Genomic DNA, 20,883 nt, shown 5'->3' on the forward strand with positions numbered 1-20,883 from the left:
ATCAAAGGATGAAGGGTAGCGAAAACCATCGCCAAGGGCTAGGAGGTGGCGTTTTCATTACGTAATCAGCTTCATCAAACCCCGCTTTGGCAGAATGATGGCGCTGCCGCGAACTAAGTTGATCCAGAACGCATCCTCAGGCGGTACTTCGCTTGTACAAGCATCTTGGCGCCAGTACCATTACCGCTCTCTTTTTCCGGCAGGAGCGGTTGCATGATTGCGGGCAGTATGGTGGCACTGGTCACACCCATGGATGCACAAGGTAATCTCGACTGGGACAGCCTGGGCAAACTGGTGGACTTCCACCTGCAAGAGGGCACCAACGCCATCGTGGCGGTCGGCACCACAGGTGAATCGGCCACACTGGATGTGGAAGAACACATCGAAGTGATCGAGTTCGTGGTCAAGCGCGTTGCAGGGCGCATTGCTGTCATCGCCGGCACGGGCGCCAATTCGACCCGCGAAGCGATCGAATTGACCAGCAACGCCAAGAAAGCCGGCGCCGATGCCTGCCTGCTGGTGACGCCGTACTACAACAAGCCGACCCAGGAAGGCCTGTACCTGCACTTCCGCGCCGTTGCCGAAGCGGTCGATATCCCGCAGATCCTCTACAACGTACCCGGTCGCACCGCCTGCGACATGAAGGCCGAGACCGTGATCCGCCTGTCCACCGTACCGAACATCATCGGTATCAAGGAAGCCACCGGTGACCTGCAGCGCGCCAAGGACATCCTGGCCGGCGTCAGCAGCGACTTCCTGGTGTATTCCGGTGACGACGCCACTGCCGTCGAACTGATCCTGCTGGGCGGTAAAGGCAACATCTCGGTGACTGCCAACGTCGCACCGCGCGCCATGAGCGAGCTGTGTGCCGCAGCCATTGCCGGTGATGCGGTCAAGGCCCGGGCGATCCACGAACAATTGGCACCGCTCAACAAAACCCTGTTTATCGAATCCAACCCTATCCCCGTGAAATGGGCGCTGCATGAGATGGGCCTGATGCCGGACGGTATCCGTCTGCCGCTCACCTGGCTCAGCGAAGCCTGTCACGAACCGCTGCGACAGGCCCTGCGCCAGTCCGGCGTCCTGGTTTAATTGAGGAAGCACTACGCATGAAGCGATTGGCCGGACTTTCCGCACTTGCCTTGATTATCTCCAGCACCAGTGGCTGCGGTTGGATCTGGGGCCCGGAAGGCTACTTCCGCGACCGCGGTAGCGATTACCTGGAAGCCCAACAAACCGCCCCGATGAAATTGCCGTCGGACGTCAATGTCGCCAAGCGCCTTGACCCGTTGCTGCCGATTCCGCGCAACGTGGCCGATGACACCGTCAAGGGTGAATACGAAGTGCCGCGTCCACAGCCGTTGTCGGCCGTGGCCGATGCCAGCGACTACAGCCTGCAGAAGAGCGGCGACACCCGTTGGGTCATGGCCCAGCGCCCACCTGCCGAAGTCTGGCCGGTGGCCGTGCAGTTCTTCCAGGACAACGGTTTCCGCCTTGACGAACAACGCCCGCAGACCGGTGAATTCACCACCGCGTGGCAGCACACCAGCGAACTGTCGGCATCCATGGCCAAGCGCCTGCAGGCCGGTGGTGTAGCCAATGACAGCGAAGCCCGCATCCGCGTGCGTATCGAGCCAGGCGTGCAACGCAACACCAGTGAAGTCTACGTAGTCAGCGCCGAGCGTCCTGCCGGCAGCACCGCCAACGTCGACTTCACCCCGCGCTCGGTCAACACCGGCGTGGACGCTGCCCTGGTCGACGAAATGCTCGCCAGCATGAGCCGTATTTCCGAGAAGGGCGGCTCCGTCTCCCTGCTCGCCGCCGGTAGCTTTGACACACCTAGCCGCGTCAGCCTCAGCGAAGACGGCAGCGGCAACGTGGTGCTCAACCTGGGTGAAGACCTGGACCGCGCCTGGTCGAGTGTCGGCCGCGCGCTGGAGCACGGCGAATGGCGCGTTGAAGACATCAACCGCAGCCTGGGCCTGTACTACATCAACCTGGCCGAAAAAGCCGAGAAGAAAGACGACGAGCCAGGTTTCTTCAGCAAGTTGTTCGGCAGCAAGCCGACCAAGGAAGAGATCGAGACCCGCGCCGAGCGTTACCAGGTTCGTTTGAGCAAGGTAGGCGAAAGCGTGCAAGTCACCGTCGAGAAAAACATCAACACCGTGGCGCCGGCAGAAGTGGCGCGCAAAGTGTTGGGCGTGATTCAGGACAACCTGGGCTGATCCGATGCGTTTTGCCGTTCTCGGCAGCGGTAGCCAAGGGAACGGCACGCTTGTAGCCCATGACGACACGTACGTCCTGGTGGATTGTGGTTTCTCCCTGCGGGAAACCGAGCGGCGCCTGCTGCGCCTGGGGGTTCACCCCGCGCAGCTGAGCGCGATTCTGGTGACCCACGAACATGCCGACCACGTGCATGGCGTGGGTTTGCTGTCTCGGCGCTACAATCTTCCGGTGTACCTGAGTCGCGGCACCTTGCGCGGGATGCGCAAACCGATTGAGCCCGCAGGTTTGCTGGCCGGTGGCGAACAATTGCAGATCGGTGCCTTGAGCATCGATGTGATTGAAGTGGCCCACGATGCCCAGGAACCGACGCAATACGTATTCAGTGACGGTGAACGGCGTTTTGGCCTGCTCACTGACCTGGGTTCGTACTGCGCCAAGGTGCTGGACGGTTACCGGGACCTCGACGCATTGATGATCGAGTCCAACCACTGCCGTGACCTGCTTGCGCGTGGCCACTACCCGGCCTTTCTCAAGCAGCGGGTCGGCGGGCAGTTTGGACATTTGAACAACCACCAGGCGGCGTACCTGGTGTATGAGTTGGGCTGGCAAGACCTGCAACACCTGGTCCTGGCCCACCTGAGCAGCAAGAACAACCTGCCGCAGCTGGCCCGGCAATGTTTTGTCGACACCCTTGGGTGCGACCCGGACTGGCTGCAACTGGCCGATCAAGATTCAGGGCTCGACTGGCGACACATCGCCTAGCCCACCTACTTAGCAAGCGGAGCCCATCATGGAAAAACGTGAAGAACTCTACCGCGGCAAAGCCAAATCGGTTTACAAGACCGACGACGCCAACCGCTTGATCCTGCTGTTTCGTAACGACACCTCGGCGTTCGACGGCAAGCGCATCGAACAGCTCGACCGCAAAGGCATGGTGAACAACAAGTTCAACGCCTTCATCATGCAGAAACTCGAAGCGGCCGGCATTCCGACCCAATTCGACAAACTGCTGGGCGACAACGAATGCCTGGTGAAAAAACTCGACATGATCCCGGTCGAGTGCGTCGTGCGTAACTATGCGGCCGGCAGCCTGGTGAAGCGTTTGGGCGTGGAGGAGGGCCTCAAGCTCAACCCCTACACCTTCGAGCTGTTCCTGAAAGACGACGCCAAGGGTGACCCGTTCATCAACGAATCCCACGTGGTGGCATTTGGTTGGGGCACCGCTGAGCAACTGGCTCGCATGAAGGAGCTGTCGCTGAAGGTCAACGACGTCCTGAGCAAACTGTTCGACGACGCCGGCCTGCTGCTGGTGGACTTCAAACTGGAATTCGGCGTGTTCCACGACGGCTCCATCGTCCTGGGCGACGAATTCAGCCCGGACGGCTGCCGCCTGTGGGACAAAGACACTCGCAAGAAGATGGACAAAGACCGCTTCCGCCAGGGCCTCGGTGACGTTATCGAAGCCTACGAAGAAGTCGCCAACCGTCTCGGCGTACCGCTGTAATCGACGCAAGCATCTGATAGCACGGAAAAAAATCGCTTTTGCGCTTTGCTTCCAGGAAACAGGCTGTTATGATGCGCGCCGTTGGAGAGATGCCAGAGTGGCCGAATGGGACGGATTCGAAATCCGTTGTACCTTCACCGGTACCTAGGGTTCGAATCCCTATCTCTCCGCCATACTTAGAAAAGCCCCGTAGATCAAGGTCTCGGGGCTTTTTGCATTTCAGAATACTACGTAAAGATTCTACGTAAAATACATCTCCTTTAGCGCTCCTTTTTAGCCTCTCTCTACGTCGATTGGCCTTATTCGCGACAACCCCAAGCACTTCAACCGTCATTCTCTTTGAGCGGCGTCGTGCGCATCTTCAAGCTAAGCCATGGCTATGTGTGTGCTTCGCCTATGGCCTGCCACACAGGTCCTATATTCAGACGATCCTGCCCCACTGGTTGAGCATGCCAGCGTGCCGAAGGGCGATCAGGTATGGCAGCACGGCGAAGCCTGTGAGCAGCGTGTCGATTCTGACGGCAATTGACTGCGTCAGATTGAAGGCAAAATCCTGGACAAGGCGATCCAGCGGTAAGTGGAGGCGGTAATACCGAGCGGTACTAGAGCCACACCAAGACCGTGGATGACCATTCAACCGAGTCGATTGAGGGCATCAAGACGCTTGAGGTCCTGGGCGCGCTCGAACTGCTGTCGGGTGGGTCTGCGAGCCTGGCGGCGGTGGATGATCTACACCAGGCGATCGGGCGGAAATTGAACTTGGTGGTAGGACAGAAGCACAACGCCACGGTGGCTGGTGATCTGGAGGAAAGGATTCAGGGGCTTCGCGAAAGCGTGGTGGCGGTCAGCCGGCGGCTGGCCACGCCCAAGACTTGGTTTGGGTTCGAGGAGGTGAGCGTGCTGCAGACGTTGTGTTATTTGCTCGCCCTAGTGCAGCAGATTAATGTCCAGTTCTCTGTTCATACCTACGGCGCGCCACCAGTTCCTAGCTCTGCAGCTGCGGTCACGATGAATGCTGAAACAGCTGCTTTACTTTTTTAGACAATTACATCCAATAACCTTATAAAAATGGCGAACGTCTATAGCCACTCTAATAGTTGTAATATTGATAATATGTGTCAAAAATTAACCGGAAAAAGCCGGTAATATCTACTGAGGCTGGAAAAACTAATAGGCAGACCTTGAGTCTATCAACCTGAGTCAGTTTATCCAGCCATCGGGTGGAAGTCCTATTTTCGATGAGATTTAGGTCTTCCGGGAGTTTTCACGGACTCGTACTTTATCCATTCCGATAAGTCGGCCAAGAAAGCTTGATCTTCCGGGCTTGAGGCCATTCTCGTTAGTCTTTGGATGGTTAAGTTGGATTTAGTGAGTTTTGATCTCATATATGTATCTTTATAAACTTCAGGTAGCGCATCAAACTCATCTTTCATCCTCCTGATTGATGATATGCTACCGTAGGTATCACCGGCCTGACAGCTTACGTCAGCCTCCCGATAATTTAGCTGAACTCGAGTATCGTAGTAAGTTTTTCTTAGGCCGTCATCGAGAAGATCGATCTTTAGACTAAGCTCTTCAGTTAAGGTTCTGACCTCTGAGAATTTATGCTGGAACATATATCCGCGACTTAGGCTGATAGCAACTTCTGCCGAGTTGCTATCTAACTTGCGCGCTATCTCGAACTGTTCGACGGCGTCATCTACAGATTCTTCTTCACGTAAAATAAACTTACCAAACCAATAATGTAATTGAGCGGTGTTCGGAGCTAATGCAATAGCTAACTCGTGACTTTCTCTTGCTTCAGGGTAGTTACCATTTTTCTGGTGGAAGTAAGCTAGTACACGAGGTACTTCAAAGTAATCTGGCGCTAATCGTCTTGCTTCTTCAAGAATCTCGTACGCGGGTTCATTTGCGGCTGCCCTCAAATGCTTCATCGCATCGTGGAGCATTTTTACAATCACGCGATCAGCTTTGGAGCGAACTTTAATGTTCATTGGTGAATATCGGTTTCCATTTGTGGCGCTCCGCATTTCTACTACGGAGTTTAATTTGTTTCTATTGGCTTTAACTTTTTGCTGGAAGGCATTTGAAGGGCGGTGATGCTTATTTAAATATGCTCTAGCTAGTTCTGCCAGTTGGTATGTTGTTTTTACGCTGCCGCCGGTAGGTTTGGATGATTCGGCTAGCATATTGGTTGTCATTAGTTCTTGTAATGCTTTTTGAATTCTGATTGCTTCGAAACCAGATAGATAAGAAAGCTCAGCTATATCTTTCCAGCCTGGAGCACACTGCATCGTTGTAGTAAGGTCTCGAGTATCTTGAGACAGAAATTGATATACGTTGCTCATGCAAAACTCAAGGAAGAGCGACGAGTTCTGCAGCACGGCTTCAGCAGCTACCCCGGTCTGAATAGCGCTAACAAACCATTTGATATATCCGGGATTTAGATACATTCTGTTCGCATATCTACGTAAGGTTGACTCATCCTGAGTAGCTAAAGACCCTACGTTTCTAAGTTGACCCAGGGTGCGTATCAGTTTAGCTGCATACCCTTCCTCAATGCCGCCAAGCTTTATGGGATACTCGTATGCGCCTAATCCAATTCTGGACGTGATAATTAGTTTGCTTCCGTCGGGCAAAGAACTCACGAACTTGTGGATGTTCTGGTCCATAATTGTTTCTAGGTTGTCAATGAATAATGCAATTTTGAAGGTGCCTAAATATTCTATGATCTCAGCTAGCGGGTCTCCCGATTCGATACCGCTTAATTGCGCTGATATTTCTTGAAGGACACCAACCGAACTAGTTATCGCTCCCTTAATGTCACGTATTTCATTGACGGTGATTTGAGTTGTTTTTGAAGTTACCCATACTACAGCATCGAATGGATTAACTTCTTCTTCTAATAGCTCATAAGCTACCTTAAGTGCTAAAGCGCTTTTGCCAACGCCGCCCTCCCCAACAATGGAAATTACTGGGAATCCGCCCAAGCACAGTTTTTTTATTTGCTTGACTTGCTGATCTCTACCGATCAGACCGGTTTCATCGAAGTCAGGTAGTGGCAAGTTGTGAGGTATTTTGTCTCTGTCAGCATCTAATAGTGGTATTTTTAGATCTAGAACAAAACTAGGATCGTCATCTAAGCGATTGAAGGTGTCTTGTAAATTTTCCCAGGAATAAAAACTATTCCCTACAAGGTCGTTGCAGAAGTCAGTTATCAGTGGAAGATCATCAAAGTTAAGAGGTCTGATGTGCATGACTCTGTTTCGAATAGGAATTATCTTTTCGAACTGTTTTGTTCTTGATTTGATCGCCTGACTAAATTCCTCATCAAAGCATGACTGGTTCGAGTTGATTATTTGATAAGTGTCGCCCAGATCAAAGTAGTCGATTAAATTATCAAGAGTGGATTCGTCATACGAAGATCCGATTTCTTTTTCTAGTCTGGATTTGCATCTTAGAATAAGTTGCTGATCAAATCTATGATCTTCATACCTCTCTCTTCCCAAACGACCTTTTATTGCTGTTCTTAAATCTTCTTCTAGTCCACTTAAAAGAGCATACACGGTCATTCTGGACAAACTATAAGCCATATAAAACATCCCTTTAGCTATGGGCTGATATTGTAAATTGAATTCGACTACCTATGATGGCACATTGGCTTGCCAACGTCCAACCCGCTACGAATGGCGTGCGAGTGTCTATAACGTATTGATATTATTAAAAAATATGCTCGTTCGCTTAACTTTACGCTCCTCAATGAACTATTTACACCTACATCCATTAAGATTCAGTCGTTTAGGCGATTGGTAATTATTCCGTGGCGAATTTTTCGGTCGAATGTGGGTGTGAGGCTCTCGTCGGCACTGCATGGGATTAATGAACAAATAAATGCGTATAAATGGAATAAGCCACTTTAAAAAAATATGGAAAAAAGCACTCCCCCTCCTGCCGACGGGGTTTGCGTCCTTTTTTTGTGCAAGCCCAGATGTAGCGCAAACGAACTGGCAGCCAAGGCGGGCCGGGACGCTCTACGGGCGACCGGCAATTTCACGGATTGCAAAGATTTGAAGAGAAGTGCAGGGCGGTCGCACAGCGACGTAGCAGGCGATCATGAACGGGGCAGGGTTGGAGGCCCCGGGTTCATTGGTTGAAAGGGAAGGAAACGTAGGAATACGGGCGTTTTCCGAAACGAGATAGATCTTTTTTCTAACCGTCTGTAGCTGTCTTTTAAGAGGCTGAGAGCTGCTATAAGTCACGAAACGTATGGGCCTCGTGGAGATTGAAGCGTTTCACAATTTGTCCTGCCTCCTTAGCTGGCTCCTGATCTCTTCAGGCGTGCCAAGCCTTGCTTGATATGCCCGGCGTTCTCACCGATTGCCTCTAAGGCCCCACGCACGTTTTCAGCTACGTCTACTGAGCCTTGTTGTTCCAAGCGTAGGGTGATCTCCATCATAGCTGTTTCAAGTGCCAACTGATTCTCATCCATCCTTTCAAGCACGTCTGAGAGCGAATATTCATGCGCCATATAAAGGTTCCTATAATGAACTCTCAGACTAACCACAAGCTGCAGGATTCGCCTCACAGACGGCTATTTTGGAACCAGTGCTGGGAAAAAAGTAATTTTGGTTAGGAAGGGCACTAATACTGCTGCAGCCCACGTAGTCTGTGGGTTTGACGCATTACCTTGAGGGGTAATATTTGGTAATGGCAAAGGTAATATTCGCCCAAGTGTCCGGTTTTACTGGGGATTGAGCTTGTCAGGAATTACCCGAGGAAAAGTTAATGACCTAACCTATAAATTACTAAATCATTACCTTTCTAAATATCTATCAAGCCATTTAAATTAAAGGTGTTTGCTATTTTTTATCAAGCGTATTACCAATATTGTCTTTTTTCCATTCCTCAACATAAACCGGCCGGCTTGCCGTTTTTTATCCCCCTTCAACCCTTGCGCACTAACCTGGTGCGAAAGCCATAGGACTGCCATGGGACTGAGAGTGCCGATTTTTTGGAGAGGTAGCATCGCTTTAGCCCGTGTAAACCGTGGACTTGCAATGTTAAAGTTACTTTGTGGGTAGTTTCGTATCTCTCCTTCACCGCCCCATTTAGAAAAGCCCGTGAATTCAGTTGCTTAGAGTTCGCGGGCTTTTCGTTTGTACTACTCTCGTATAGCGTTTTCTGCCAAACAAGAATTCAACTCGATCAAAAACCAGACTCGCGATGATGTTTTGGGTGATTACCACTCATACCAAAAGCTAACTTTGAAAATTCACCGCAAGCCCGCATCAGTCAATGCTTTCACAGTAGCCAACAAAGAACTTATCCTACTAACTTCGTACCCATGGATAAACATAAAAATTCTGAAGGTGCATAGGGCAAGTGCAGACTCTCCAAGTAGAGTGAGGTAACAGTAAGGAAGCCAAGCTTTACTCGGTACCTCCTCTATGCCCTTCACGAGCTATACAGCTGGAAAAAAGCTCCTGCACCCTGCGTATATAGGGCGTAGGAGCTTGCTCGTAAGTGCTCCAGCACCATCGCAGTGTGGTTAGGTTTTATCGGCAGTCAACAGATTAAACAGTTTGTTGACCTCATTCACATTGCTGCATAGGGCGTAGATTTCGTTTTCGCTGTTGGGGTCGTAGACTTTGAAGTATTTGTTTTTTTGAACGGTTTCAAGAGCCATTTGATTAATGTCGGAAAAAATCGGCATGCTGCGGTATGACTGCAGATCTTTCCAAGTTTCAAGAGTCATCGTAATTCCTTCAATATTACGCGTAAAGTCTACATTGTGTTCGTTTTCCATCGCTGACGCTCCATGAATAATCGAAATTGAAGATTCTATAGTAGCACAATGGTGCTTCCTAGAGAGCAATAGTTCAAAATTGGTACGAGTTATGAGCGTGTTTCTCTACGGTCTTGAGTAGGCGGGACTCATCCTAGTACGGGATTTTTAGGTAAGTGGTGGGGGGGCGTATACTTGGCCTGCCGGATTAGTAGATCCAGTCCATCACTGATATGGAAGTTGTTTCGGTGCGAGACTGGCATCAATCAATATCAGACGGATAATTGATTTCAATATTTATTACATGTTCGATGCTTATTTCCAGATAGTAGCACCCGACGGGTGCGAGTCAGCTGCATATACCGTCGGTTCGTGTGTCAACCAGGCGCAAGTACTCCAAAACAAAGAAAGCCCAGCGCCAGTATTTGAGTTAAGTAGGTGTGCTATTTTTTGAGTTCGTGGGTTTTGTGGATACTTCTAACTTTTTAATAAGTTCCATAAGGATTTCATGAGTGTTGATTGGGTACGGATCACTACCCGCTTTGGAGAAGTCCTTCCCGCTGAATATCCTAGAAGCAATGGCGGCTTTGATCTTGTGTCGCTCATCCTCGGGTAGGGAAGCTAGGAACGGCGAAACCGCCTTCATGTCGAGTGAGGTTTGCTGGTGCTGGTACTGCTGCTCCCTATGCTTGGCAGACTCTCTCGCTAAGTAAGCGGCTGGCACAGAAAGTAAGAACACCAAACTGACGCGGCTCAAGAATCTTGGCCATTCAAATTCGTTAGTAATGGTTGCGGCCACTGCAGTGCCCAGAACCGCTACAATAAGTGCCATACACGCTAAAGCACCATATCGCAGCCAGTCCGCCATCACCTTCTCATCGGTCGCGCTTTTCTCATAGTCGCCTGCAATCGCTCGGCCTGAAACATGACCCAGAATATTATTGATTTCTGACTTCGAACTCTCTATGGCTTCTACACCTTCAGCATATAACGCTACAATTTTATTGATCTCACCCTGTGCTTTATGTTCTAGGTGTTGAAGCATTTTTTCAAGTTCTGCGATACGAACTGAATTCTCATTCAGGATTTTTCTTGTTTTATCGTCATTATAAACATGCTCAATGGATGAGGGTCTGTTTTTGATAGCTTCCTGTAAAGACTCACAGTCTATTTCTAAAAGCTTCCCAGTGTTCCGAATTGCATCGTGTTGAATTCCCTGAACTTTCGCAGCCAGCTGTATCCCATAGATGCTAATCATTTTGGCATGCTTAAGCGCTTCTTCCATGCGGCCAGCATTGAAGAGCTCTTCATAATTTGAGAGTTCTTCTGCTATCCCGGAAAAGAGACTTAGCAAATCTCGAGATTCTAGTTTGCCCTCGAACAAAGACTGCAGATGATCTGAAGTACTGATAGCCGTTCTGACTTGTATGTTGATATCTTCGAACATGTCTGCTCGCTAGTTAATGATTTAGGAAGGCCGCCGGCCTTTTTCTGGAGTGGCTAGAAGCTACTACATTACAAAGCACTTTTCTAGACGGGGCACGACTATCCTTGATTTTGTTGCAAAAAATATGCATGAGCTCTGCCAGAGTAGCGCACTCCTTCAGCAAATCAATGTGCGTATTGGCAGCGCGACCTTTTTATAGGCAGCTGGAAAGGGGGAGGTCATGAATTAACGGGAAATTGGGATGGAGCCAGAGAATGTCTTTTAGGTGGGTATTTTCTATTGTGTATCAGCTATCTGGTGATCTCGTGACCTTTGTAGACCTTGGGAGCCATTCAGAGTTGTTCGGTTGAAAGCAAAAACAAACTCCATTAGGTCAGTTCTTGCTGGAACCTAAGATGACTAATCTAAGAAACCCACTCTAGTGGTTTTTTTTGAGCAAAATCAGTCAAAGAAAATTCAAGCCGCTTAGTCGAGCTGGGCCTTGTTTTATATGACCTGCATTTTCCCCAGGCGCTTCAAGCGCACCCCGGACATTCTCTCCTACGTCTGATGCGACTCGCTGCTCTGGCCATAACGTTAGCTTCCTGGCTGCCGCCTTTAGTGCCAATTGGTTCTGATAAGTCCTTTCCAGCACGTCCGTCAGAGAATACTCGCTCGCCATCGCTATCGACCTGCTTTCAAATTCTGAAGCATAGCAGTGGATGTGCTCGGCACCGGATAATGAGCGGGAGGATGAAAAGCTACTAAGCATGACAATCTAGGTACGAAAGTGGTACGCAGCTTTCAGTTCGGCTCTGTAGGGCAGGGAGTACGTGGCCTTCAGGTTTAGCAGTTCCAATCCATCATTGTACGTTTCCTGATTAGGCCTGTGAATAGACGAGAGGAGTCCGGCACTGCTCGGTACATCTTCGCAATCTCAGGGAACGATCGTCCGCGTTCTTTCAGGCAGCCCCTTTTTGCTTTGATCGAGCTACGGATGCGGTTTCCGTCGCCGAGTAAGTACGTTAAGTGACTTCTGTAGCCTCATCCTTCCTCTGCTAGAAGTTCTTCAAGGTCAATTGCCAGTTTCGTAAGCGTAATTCCAAGAATGCTGCACAGATCGCGGGCCTGTACTACATCCAGTCGGCGCGTCCCACTCTCAACGTCACTCATGAAGGATTGCGGGCGCCCCAGCGCTTTTGAGCACTGGACCTGGGTCAGGCCTGCCTCGTTTCGGTATTTCTTCAGCAGTGACAAGAGCACAGCGTGCTCATGTCTGTAGATCGTTTTAGGCATGGTCGTCAGCTATGGAGATTAGCTGCTCAACCTATATCTGCTTTTCAGATATCTGAATTTCAGATATTTTGTCCACTCAACACTCCAGTGTTTATAGGTGAGCACAATCATGAACGAACGAATCTACGTGCTGAACAGCCAGAGGAAGACTACCAATCACGTTCTGCATCTACTCCTGTGCATACCTACAGCCGGGTTGTGGCTAGTGTTTTGGTTTCTTGTCGCTATGCAGAATAGTAGGCATAACAGAAGAATTGATAAGAAGATCGCTCGAATACTGGAGCACAAAGAATCTGGGAAGTCCGACGTGGAAGCGTACCAGGCTATTCGCAACGAGGATCAATACAAGAACAAAGTATTGTTGATGATCATTTTTGTAATCGTTTTCATTGTCTATCTGAACTCTCATCACTGAGTGGTGTTGGCTAAAAAAGGGGGCGAAGTTGCATTTGTAAGCCTCTACTAGCTTCTTAGGTATCTCGTGTGCTGTAAGGTGAGGTTTGGGCTGCCTGGCAAGGGAAAAGCTCTCATATCGCACTACAGGGCCTTGCAGAGTGATAGCTCGCTGTTGTCCAACTATGCTTATACTTTTCGCTATGATGTAGCTTGAACTTATACAGCAACTTACATATGTAAATTCTGGTTGACAAAACAGGGTCATGTGGAGTATGTTTGCCACCTCTCCAGCAACCCAGCACTAAACGTTCTCGACTTTCCTTATTGCAACGTCAGGCGGCGGTTTTGTTCTGTCTGGGATTTGACCAGCTACTTGTCAGCAGTTCACTGAGGGCATCGTGCCCCCTATACATAGGTCAACTTGCCCCCAGTGACAGAGGGCAAGATACCCCATTATTAAGATAGAGGGTATTAAGAAAGAGAGTAGTAAGATTGGTAGCGCAAGAAGCACCCTTCGGGTCTTGTTGTACGGTAAAGCAAAAGAGCTTTCTGATCGCAGTCGATCATATGAATTGATCGTGCAAGGATCTTCAATCACCGGTGCTAGCACCATATACAAGTTAGATAGAGTTCACACGGGGCATCCTGCCTTCTGTGAGTTTTCATCGCGCAAGGAGACAAATGAAATGAACATTCAGTTTCGGTAACACAGTCGTGATTGGCTTAAGGGTGGTAACGGCGATAGTGGTCCAAGTGCAGCAGCTCGCGTTGCTCACATGATCGAAATGATAGCGCTGTATCGAACGGGAGTCTTGGAAGAATCCAAGTTCCTAGAACATATCAAGAACCTTTGAAAATACATGCGAGGAATACGATGACCGAACAATTTTGCAAGCTTACGCACGAGATGATGAGGGCAACACACTGGACCAGCAGAACAACTGGCGAACAATTTAAGCTCACTGGTGATCAGAAAGTTATGTGGACGTGGATGGAGAAGAGATATAAATTCTTTAGATCACTCGGCAAGGATTGGTTTGATAATCAAGAAGATATTGCAGAGTCTACAGGATGTGACCCAAGTACAGTGAAGCGCTTTATTAGCAGGCTGACACAGCATGGCTATATTGAGGTTGAGCACCAGAAAGGTAGAGGCTTTATACGAAGTAATAAGTATAAGATCTTGGCCCCACTTCAAGTGCATGCCAGCAAGACCTCTGTAAGCCCCTCTGAGCTTAGCTTCAGTAACATTTCACCCACGGCAAGGGTGGGTCTGGACGGGCCTCTAATCGACTCGCAGGAGCTTGTAGGAGAATTGATTCCTGCTTTTGAGAATGTACCGATTGGGGTATACGTAGATACGCCTCCAGAAGCGCCTGTTATCGTCCATGAGCGGTTGCAGGGATTCGGGTATGGTTTGGATGTCCACCCTAGCGAAGATGCCCCTTTGGTTAAAAGGGGGGCGGTCATCGAGTATATTAGTAATGACCCTCTACGTTGGTAGTGCTAGCTCTTCGTGCTGTCGATGGCGAAGTTGATGAACGCCGAACAGCAAATAAGCATGAATCTAGCATCTGCTTGGGTAAGTTCAGAATTCTCCATTAGGGCATGGCGTATACCGTCAGAGTCGTTGGTATATCCGTACAAAGAGGAAAATGCCTTCTTCAAGGCAGGGTGCAGTTTGTGACTCTTCTCCAGCACTTTCAAAGCGCCCTCGAGGGTTGCGGAGGGATTGCCTACTAAGTGTTTGGCAAGTGACTCAACAGAGCTAATGCTCTCTTTTATTGAATTCCGATAGTCAGGATTCTGTCTGTCGGTTAGCAAGCCCAGAGCTGTTTGAAGATGCGTCTTTACTCCGTTGTAACGGTCAGAGCCTAGTATCGCTTGCTCGATTTCATTAATTTCCTGTGGAGAAGTTATCGGGGTGATTTGCTCGGCGACGAATCGATATGCTGAGCTTTCGCGCTCATAGATTTCGTTGCAAGTGGCAAGAAAATTCTTTTTGTTTGTTTCTGGGCCATGTTGTGCAATGAACTCTACAAAGTCGTACACTTCGTACCATTGGAGTTTGTAGAATGTTGTTCTGATGTCGCTGAGGAAGTATTCCCAGTATGTTTCAATGGTGTCGATGGGTTTTTTGTAGTGAAACATATAAATTGCTAAGGCAAGCTGGTGCAGGTTGGAGCCTGTTACATAATCACCCCTTCCCATGCCGCTGTTGTAAGGAGGTTTATAGAGGCTCCAGTAAAACGCTGTTATAGCATTCCAGAGTGAGTTTCTTAGGTCCATATCCATAGATTCGGATTGAATGGCCTTGGTGCTCGGAGTGATACCGATTCGTTTAGAAAAGCTCATTATGCCCCCGGGTTTCTATTTTCTGGCGATACTACATGAATGTCGATGAGTTTTGGCAACCCTTGCAGTAACCTCTGAAAACTCTCTTTTAACCTTGTTATACGGCGTCCTTAACTGGAGTTGCGGGGATCATTATCTACGTTGGGATGGCTCGTAAGCCTCAGTTTCCGGGGCTTGAAGGTGGACATGGCTAAGCTTTTTCCCGTGACTGCGATCAAATCGAGGTTTTCACACTAAAACGCCCGTTCTGATCCGGAAATCGCTAATTTCTGCAACACGGCGACACCCAGCCCCAGCCAGCTTCCCGGTGGGCTAGTCTCTCGGTACCACTGCTCAAGGATGACCCGCCATGCCTACCAAATCAAACCCCGTTATCCTCGTTGCGGACCTGTTGACGCTGCTCTGGGAAAATCAGTTGGCAACTGCTGCGTCCATTGAGGAGTCGGGCGTTTGGGTCAGGTCTCAAGGTGGAGGTGACGCACATTCCCAAGCAGTGGAGGCGCTTGAGGCGCTAGACAGGAACGCCAGCGCCATCAGCAATGGAATCATGGCTCTACGTGGTCACTGATCACGTACCGATACGGGTATAGATCAGGCCGTACCGTTAATCGGCTTGTTTTCCCGTACCGAAAATACCCCTTTCGCCACCCTAGTCGGTACACCTATAATAGGTACATCCAAAACGGTATAGGTGGGGTGATTGAAATGTTCATACGTGCATACCTGCGAGCATCCACCGATGAGCAAGATGCTCTGCGTGCTAAGGCAGAGTTGAAAACGTTCGCAGCAGATAACGGCCAACGTGTTGCCAGCTGGTATGTCGAGAATGAATCGGGCTCAACCTTGCAACGTCCCGAACTATTTCGCCTGCTGGATGATTGTGAAGCTGGCGACATTCTGTTGATTGAGCAGGTGGACCGCCTTTCGAGGTTGAATGATGCTGACTGGAAGAAGCTACGGGCAATCCTCGATACCAAAGGTGTGCTGGTGGTGGCCCTTGACCTGCCTACCTCTCACGCTGCCATGCAACCACCCCGTAATGGTGACGACTTCACAGGTCGCATGCTGGCCGCAATCAATTCTATGCTGATGGACATGTTGGCCGCTGTAGCTAGGAAGGACTACGACGACAGGCGCCGTCGTCAGGCTCAAGGCATTGAAAAGGCTAAGGCCATCAATGTGTACCAAGGCCGTCCAGTGGATGCGAAGCTGCACAATCGCATCAAAGACTGCCTCTCCAGTGGCATGTCTCTTCGCAAAACAGCTACTACTGTTGGATGTGCTTTGAGTACGGTCCAGCGTGTAGCTAAAGCCTGACTGTAACGCCTCCCAGAGCCCGCCTTGAGCGGGCTTCGTTGCATTTGATATCAAGTGACAGCACGCGGCTCAATGCCTGCCAGAAGTGAGCCCAGCGGCGCCCAGTCATACTGTTATTTGTATCTTAAGACGGCTTACCAAGCCCACTGTCGCAGGTTGTTGAGCCGCCCCCGCAACTGTCTGGAATTCCGCCCAGCCACACTCAAACCACCCTTGACGGGCATCAAAAAATTCGGCGGGGCTTGGGTTCCAGCAGAAAAAGCCTTGGGCAGATCCTTCCACATGATTTCCCTACAGCAGCGCTGTAAGCATTGATTTAGAGCGGTTGTATATAACTACTTATTTACGGTTGTAATATACATAGGCACGTGGCGCGTCCGCTGCTGTTGCTCTACCCGAGAGCGGTAGCTCTCAAGTTGATCCGCCGTCGACGTTCCGTCGCAAATGAAGTTTTTGATAGCGACGCGCTATCAAGGTCAGGAATTTAATAGGCTTGAGCTGGTCCCAAAAAGGCTGATCGTATGGGCACAGTTGTGGATGGCATTCAAGTTGTTAACCCAGTTGAAACTGTATGTCATGATGGCACTTTGAACAGTCTAAGGAGCAGGGCGTGGAATTTTCGGACGAGTTTCTAGAAAACATCAATGAAGACCCTTTGGGCGTCGGGTTGTCGGTTTGTCGCACCGTAACAGGAAGATGTAAACCGACAAATGCGGAAAGCCATGGTCCACTCTTGCTAGAGGCGACTTTACTTTTAGGTTCGATGGTAAAGGGGGGGCTGCTGCAAACGCTTGCTACGCCACCAGTAATCAATAGCGGTAGCCTGCGCAGAGCATCTGATGCCTACTCGTATGTTGTGCAAATTCAACGGGAAATCGAAGCAATTCTGGCACGTGACAATGCCGTCCAATTACAGTCTGAGATGGAACAACGCTTCAATCGCCTTATAACTGGCACCTTTGGTTATGAGCTCACTGAAGGTGACCTCAATGAAGTGCAAGATTTGTTGAACCGTCTCCGTGACCTAGTCACAAAAAGTGAGGAGCTAACTGATAATCACAAGGAGCGTTTGCTAAAGCGTTTGGAAGAGGTTCAGCAAGAGCTTCACAAGAAGCTCTCCAAGCTAGATAAACTTTACTGCCTTGCCATCGAGGTTAGCGTAGTAGCGGGCACGATTGGCAAGAACGCAGAGCCTCTTGTAAAAGTCGCCAAAGCTCTTTTTGGTATATCTTATCGGACCCATGCCCACACAGAGGGGCTCCCATCTAGTACAACACCGCAACTGCTTGGAGACGATAGCGTCTCGAATCTGCTCGACTAGTCGAGAACTTTGCGGCAATGCTTTTCGCGTAAATGGTGTCTTCGCCACTATCTGTCATCAATATCCATTTTATATAGGCGACAGCTAGTGGCTAGGCATCGTGGGCAGCTTCCTGATGGCATCAAGCTTCTGTCTGGGTGATGAGCCCTTGCTGTATACATCGAACGTCACCGTTCCCGACTCATGACCAGCAATCTCCCTGATCAATCTGTCTGGTACATCTGCACGCACTAGCAGGGTGATGACCGTCGCACGGATCGAGTGGAATACGTGCGTACTGCCAAACCCTTGGGCCGTTTTCAATCTGCCAAACGCCTTGGACAGTGCATCTGACCGAATGCCGTATTTGTTCTTGCTTTCGGATGGTATTAAGAATCCATCGGCAGACGCGGCGGCAAGGCGAGCAACGAGCCTCTTTAGCTTGGGATGAATCGGAACCTGTCTGATTCCAGCGACAGTCTTTGAGTCCGTGATATCGAACATTGTCACGCCTTCGACAGTGATCACGTTCTCCGTGCGAAGCTGGCATAACTCCTCGATTCGTCCACCGCTGTAGGTTCCCAACAGGATCAAGTCTGCAAGTGTGCTTAGGCCCTGCTCCTTTGCCGCAGCATGAAGGGTGCCAATCTCCTCAATGGTGAAAGCTTTCCTTGCTGCTTCCTTTTTTGCCTTGCCCTTCATGGTGGGCAGGATGTGCTTTTCGAACGGGTTAACTTGGCCTTTATAGTTCTGTCGCCATTGCGGTTCATGCGTGCAAGCCCATTGCCAGAACTGACTACCAGCGAGCAGGTATTGCTGCTTGGTTTTGCTGCTGAGCGCCATACCTTGCAACCAAGTGCTAACTGCATCGAAGTCGAGAGGACTACCGGATTGTTGAAGGTGGTCCGATAGGCTCAACAGTTTCGCTTCCTGCTGGTTTACCGTCTTGAGTGCCACGTGATGTTCAAGGCGGTATGTGCGGAATGCTGCCAGACGTGTCTTGGTGATAGGGGAGCGAGCTTTGTAACTGGAAGGGTCTTTGATCAGGACTGCCAGTTCGTCCTTCTGGTCAGGGGTTAGGTTGTGACTTTCGGTAAGTCGTCTTCCCACAAACCCCTTGAACATGTCGGCCAGGTCATCCTCAAGTTTGATCATCCCCATTGGCTCACGCCTGCGGCGCTCAATCATCGCTTTAAGGGCTGCTACTACCTCCGGGTTTTCCATCGCATGCTTCACCGCTTCGGGATCAGGGACTGGCGGAGGTAGGATTCTCTCGCCGATTCTTTCTCGCTTGGCGCTAGTCGCCATTTGGTCAAGTTGCTCAACCATCATAGCTACGTTGTCTTGCCAGCCATCCGGCAACTGTTTGCCTTGCCGTGCGATTTTTATCTGACTTTTCCAAGCGTGAAGGATAGGCAGTCGACGGTATAGGGCCTCTTCTCTCGATCCCGTTTTCAACGATTGGGATAGCACCCGGCGACCGCCAAATGCTTCCCGCACGTCCTTGGGAACGTCCAGCCTTACGTGGTATGTCCCGCCTTGGAGTTCTAGGTTGTTTGCCTTTGCCATGATCACCTGCCAGCGGCCAATTCTACGTAAAGATTCTACGTAGACTCACATGGAAAGCCTTGTGGTACAATGATTGCTGGGGTTTTTCGTGGTGTGTGGTGAGTCCCTATCTCTCCGCCATTATTGAAAAATGAAAAACCCCCGATAACTTCAATGTTGTCGGGGGTTTTTTGCTTTCAGTCAGAAACTGCATAATGAATTCTGCTACGGTCTTCGTTAATTGGCGCTTCGGACATCGGTCATGAATTTTAAAAAAGTACTGGCGCATTTGCAGGCTGAAGTTCCCGAGCTATTGGCTGTGTATGTGTTCGGTAGCCAAGTGACGGGTGAGGCAGGTAGTGAGAGTGATCTGGATGTTGCGGTCCTTTCTGCGGGAGTGGTCGAGCCTTTATTGCTATGGCAGCTTTCTGGGGAGTTGGCCGATATCGTTGGAGTTCCCGTCGACTTGCTTGATTTGCGCGCAGCCTCAACGGTAATGCAATACCAAGTATTGACCACTGGGCGTCGGCTCTGGTCCGGGAACGTCCAGGCGGGTCTATTCGAGAGCTACGTCCTGAGCGAAAAAACCGCGCTGGACACGGCAAGGGCTGAGTTGTTGGCGGATATCCAGAAGGAAGGGAAAGTTTATGGTCGATGATGTTCTCATCAATAAAGCAGCCAGCATTGAGCGGTGCGTTGCTCGCGCCCGTCAGGAATACGATAAGGATCCCACCAGCTTCGCCACAGATTTCACGCGCCAGGATGCGGCGATTTTTAATATTCAGCGTGCCTGTGAGGCAGCGCTGGACATGGGTCAACACTTGATTCGTCGTGAGCGCCTGGGTGTTCCACAAGGAGCTCGTGACGTGTTTGAGTTGTTATGTCAGGGCGGTTGGGTCAATCCTGCGTTGCTGACCAACCTGAAGAACATGGTCGGGTTCCGTAACATTGCTGTTCACGAGTACCAGACGCTTCAATTGCCGATTACTGTAGCGATCATTACAAAACACCTGGATGAGTTTCTAGCATTTAGTTCGCATATTTTGACCAAGGATGCGGGGTTGGAAAATAAACAAGTCTAATCTGTAAATTTTCCATCCCTCTGAATAAGTTTTCCTGCTGCGGTGTTCACCACACAGACCACTCAGGAAACGCCCATGAACAATCCCGCCGACCGCTACGACCGCCTGACCCGCACCTTCCACTGGCTGACCGCCGCCCTGGTGATCTTCATGTTCGCCAGCGCCCACGTCTGGGAAAACCTGGAAAAAGGCACGCCACTGCGCAAGGGCCTGCAATCGGTCCATATCTCCCTGGGCATCGCCATGGCGGTGCTGATCGCTGCACGTATCCTCTGGCGTGTGTTCGGCGGCAATCACCCAAAGGCCGACAATCACCCTGCGCTTAACGTGGCCGCCAAAATCGCCCACGGCTGTCTATACCTGTTGTTACTGACGCAGGTGACCCTGGGCTTCCTGTTCCGCTGGGCCCAGGGCGAGCCCTTCAACTTTTTCGGACTGTTCCCGGTGCCAGCGCCTTTTGTGATTGATCACGAATTGCGTGGCACCCTGGGCGGCCTGCACAACAATGTCGCCTGGGCGATCATCGTACTCGCCGGGCTGCATGCCTGCGCCGCGCTGTGGCATCACTACATCCAGCGCGACAGCACGTTGCGCCGCATGCTGCCGGCCCCTCGTGGCGATCTTCCCTACTGAGTTTGCTGCTGTACT

General features: G+C 50.3%; 18 protein-coding genes, 1 tRNA gene and 1 pseudogene. 12 read left to right on the forward strand and 8 right to left on the reverse strand.

Annotation, left to right across the window (positions count from 1 at the left end; translation table 11 throughout):
* Nucleotides 1-213: 213 nt before the first annotated feature.
* From dapA to HX869_RS13470, 6 genes and pseudogenes are all read left to right on the forward strand, one after another.
* Complete coding sequence (dapA, locus tag HX869_RS13445) at nucleotides 214-1,092, forward strand: 4-hydroxy-tetrahydrodipicolinate synthase (RefSeq protein WP_003211981.1); 879 nt, start codon at nucleotides 214-216, stop codon at nucleotides 1,090-1,092.
* Between the two features lie 17 nt (nucleotides 1,093-1,109).
* The gene (gene bamC / locus HX869_RS13450; protein ID WP_008437851.1) at nucleotides 1,110-2,225 is read left to right on the forward strand and encodes an outer membrane protein assembly factor BamC; all 1,116 of its coding nucleotides are present in this window, start codon (nucleotides 1,110-1,112) and stop codon (nucleotides 2,223-2,225) included.
* A 4-nt stretch (nucleotides 2,226-2,229) separates the two neighbouring features.
* Nucleotides 2,230-2,988 carry an MBL fold metallo-hydrolase gene (locus tag HX869_RS13455; protein WP_003211977.1) on the forward strand — a complete coding sequence of 253 codons (759 nt, stop codon included), beginning with the start codon at nucleotides 2,230-2,232 and terminating at the stop codon, nucleotides 2,986-2,988.
* A 28-nt stretch (nucleotides 2,989-3,016) separates the two neighbouring features.
* A complete protein-coding gene (gene purC, locus HX869_RS13460; protein WP_003211975.1) occupies nucleotides 3,017-3,730 on the forward strand; it encodes a phosphoribosylaminoimidazolesuccinocarboxamide synthase in 714 nt (237 codons plus the stop codon).
* An 83-nt stretch (nucleotides 3,731-3,813) separates the two neighbouring features.
* Nucleotides 3,814-3,903: transfer RNA gene (locus HX869_RS13465), tRNA-Ser, on the forward strand.
* Nucleotides 3,904-4,113: 210 nt separating this feature from the next.
* Nucleotides 4,114-4,771: pseudogene (locus HX869_RS13470) on the forward strand (hypothetical protein); the annotation flags it as partial.
* A 188-nt stretch (nucleotides 4,772-4,959) separates the two neighbouring features.
* On the opposite strand, the gene HX869_RS13475 reads toward HX869_RS13470, so the two are convergent.
* From HX869_RS13475 to HX869_RS13495, 6 genes are all read right to left on the reverse strand, one after another.
* On the reverse strand, nucleotides 4,960-7,323 hold the full coding sequence (locus HX869_RS13475; protein ID WP_178903185.1) for an NB-ARC domain-containing protein: 2,364 nt from the start codon (nucleotides 7,321-7,323) through the stop codon (nucleotides 4,960-4,962).
* A gap of 719 nt (nucleotides 7,324-8,042) precedes the next feature.
* Nucleotides 8,043-8,258 carry a hypothetical protein gene (locus HX869_RS13480; protein ID WP_178903186.1) on the reverse strand — a complete coding sequence of 72 codons (216 nt, stop codon included), beginning with the start codon at nucleotides 8,256-8,258 and terminating at the stop codon, nucleotides 8,043-8,045.
* 1,020 nt (nucleotides 8,259-9,278) lie between these two features.
* The gene (locus HX869_RS13485; RefSeq protein ID WP_178903187.1) at nucleotides 9,279-9,536 is read right to left on the reverse strand and encodes a hypothetical protein; all 258 of its coding nucleotides are present in this window, start codon (nucleotides 9,534-9,536) and stop codon (nucleotides 9,279-9,281) included.
* A gap of 409 nt (nucleotides 9,537-9,945) precedes the next feature.
* Nucleotides 9,946-10,962 (reverse strand): hypothetical protein, encoded by a 1,017-nt coding sequence (locus tag HX869_RS13490; RefSeq protein ID WP_178903188.1) that lies wholly within the window; start codon nucleotides 10,960-10,962, stop codon nucleotides 9,946-9,948.
* A 445-nt stretch (nucleotides 10,963-11,407) separates the two neighbouring features.
* The gene (locus HX869_RS31540; protein ID WP_256736765.1) at nucleotides 11,408-11,623 is read right to left on the reverse strand and encodes a hypothetical protein; all 216 of its coding nucleotides are present in this window, start codon (nucleotides 11,621-11,623) and stop codon (nucleotides 11,408-11,410) included.
* A 362-nt stretch (nucleotides 11,624-11,985) separates the two neighbouring features.
* On the reverse strand, nucleotides 11,986-12,237 hold the full coding sequence (locus HX869_RS13495; RefSeq protein ID WP_178903189.1) for a helix-turn-helix transcriptional regulator: 252 nt from the start codon (nucleotides 12,235-12,237) through the stop codon (nucleotides 11,986-11,988).
* Nucleotides 12,238-13,507: 1,270 nt separating this feature from the next.
* Between HX869_RS13495 and HX869_RS13500 the strand changes: the two genes are divergently transcribed.
* On the forward strand, nucleotides 13,508-14,137 hold the full coding sequence (locus tag HX869_RS13500) for a helix-turn-helix domain-containing protein (protein WP_178903190.1): 630 nt from the start codon (nucleotides 13,508-13,510) through the stop codon (nucleotides 14,135-14,137).
* A gap of 2 nt (nucleotides 14,138-14,139) precedes the next feature.
* On the opposite strand, the gene HX869_RS13505 is transcribed toward HX869_RS13500, so the two are convergent.
* Nucleotides 14,140-14,988 (reverse strand): AbiJ-NTD4 domain-containing protein, encoded by an 849-nt coding sequence (locus HX869_RS13505; protein ID WP_178903191.1) that lies wholly within the window; start codon nucleotides 14,986-14,988, stop codon nucleotides 14,140-14,142.
* A gap of 705 nt (nucleotides 14,989-15,693) precedes the next feature.
* On the opposite strand from HX869_RS13505, the gene HX869_RS13510 reads away from it, so the two are divergent.
* Together HX869_RS13510 and HX869_RS13515 are read left to right on the forward strand one after the other, a co-directional pair.
* Nucleotides 15,694-16,305 carry a recombinase family protein gene (locus HX869_RS13510; protein WP_178903192.1) on the forward strand — a complete coding sequence of 204 codons (612 nt, stop codon included), beginning with the start codon at nucleotides 15,694-15,696 and terminating at the stop codon, nucleotides 16,303-16,305.
* 610 nt (nucleotides 16,306-16,915) lie between these two features.
* On the forward strand, nucleotides 16,916-17,626 hold the full coding sequence (locus HX869_RS13515) for a hypothetical protein (RefSeq protein WP_178903193.1): 711 nt from the start codon (nucleotides 16,916-16,918) through the stop codon (nucleotides 17,624-17,626).
* 84 nt (nucleotides 17,627-17,710) lie between these two features.
* On the opposite strand, the gene HX869_RS13520 is transcribed toward HX869_RS13515, so the two are convergent.
* Nucleotides 17,711-19,174, reverse strand: coding sequence for a site-specific integrase (locus HX869_RS13520; protein ID WP_178903194.1), 1,464 nt, complete (start codon nucleotides 19,172-19,174; stop codon nucleotides 17,711-17,713).
* A gap of 241 nt (nucleotides 19,175-19,415) precedes the next feature.
* Between HX869_RS13520 and HX869_RS13525 the strand changes: the two genes are divergently transcribed.
* The 3 genes from HX869_RS13525 (at nucleotide 19,416) to HX869_RS13535 (ending at nucleotide 20,868) form a co-directional block, all read left to right on the forward strand.
* Complete coding sequence (locus HX869_RS13525) at nucleotides 19,416-19,811, forward strand: nucleotidyltransferase domain-containing protein (protein WP_087692601.1); 396 nt, start codon at nucleotides 19,416-19,418, stop codon at nucleotides 19,809-19,811.
* The gene (locus tag HX869_RS13530; RefSeq protein ID WP_008437859.1) at nucleotides 19,801-20,235 is read left to right on the forward strand and encodes a DUF86 domain-containing protein; all 435 of its coding nucleotides are present in this window, start codon (nucleotides 19,801-19,803) and stop codon (nucleotides 20,233-20,235) included. Before HX869_RS13525 ends, HX869_RS13530 begins: the two co-directional genes overlap by 11 nt.
* 75 nt (nucleotides 20,236-20,310) lie before the next feature.
* A complete protein-coding gene (locus HX869_RS13535; RefSeq protein ID WP_087692600.1) occupies nucleotides 20,311-20,868 on the forward strand; it encodes a cytochrome b in 558 nt (185 codons plus the stop codon).
* Nucleotides 20,869-20,883: the final 15 nt, after the last annotated feature.

The sequence above is a fragment of the Pseudomonas sp. P7779 genome (assembly GCF_013386315.1).
Lineage (GTDB): Bacteria > Pseudomonadota > Gammaproteobacteria > Pseudomonadales > Pseudomonadaceae > Aquipseudomonas.